The following is a 337-nucleotide window of genomic DNA, read 5'->3' as shown; positions in this document are numbered from 1 at the left end:
CACGCAGGGCTCAGTCGAGTTCAACGGCGTCGATCTGCTCGCGCTGGAACCGGAGGAGCGGGCCGCTGCGGGCGTGTTTCTCGCCTTCCAGTACCCGGTGGAGATTCCGGGGGTGAACAACACCTACTTCCTGCGCGCCGCGCTGAATGCACAGCGCAAGGCGCGCGGCGAGGAGGAACTCGATGCGATGCAGTTCCTCAAGCTCGTGCGGCAGAAGCTGCAGGTCCTGCATCTGCGCGAGGAACTGCTGCACCGCGCCGTAAACTCCGGCTTCTCGGGCGGCGAGAAGAAGCGCAACGAGATCTTCCAGATGGCGGTGCTGGAGCCCAAGCTCGCG

1 pseudogene is annotated in these 337 nt (G+C 65.3%); it reads left to right on the top strand.

The features are described 5' to 3' along the window. A pseudogene (gene sufC, locus FLQ44_RS18210) lies at window positions 1-337 on the top strand (Fe-S cluster assembly ATPase SufC); the annotation flags it as partial.

Source organism: Vogesella mureinivorans (assembly GCF_007644035.1).
GTDB lineage: Bacteria > Pseudomonadota > Gammaproteobacteria > Burkholderiales > Chromobacteriaceae > Vogesella > Vogesella mureinivorans.
Note: the sequence above shows the minus strand (reverse complement) of the source record. Positions and strands in the feature narration are given on the sequence as shown.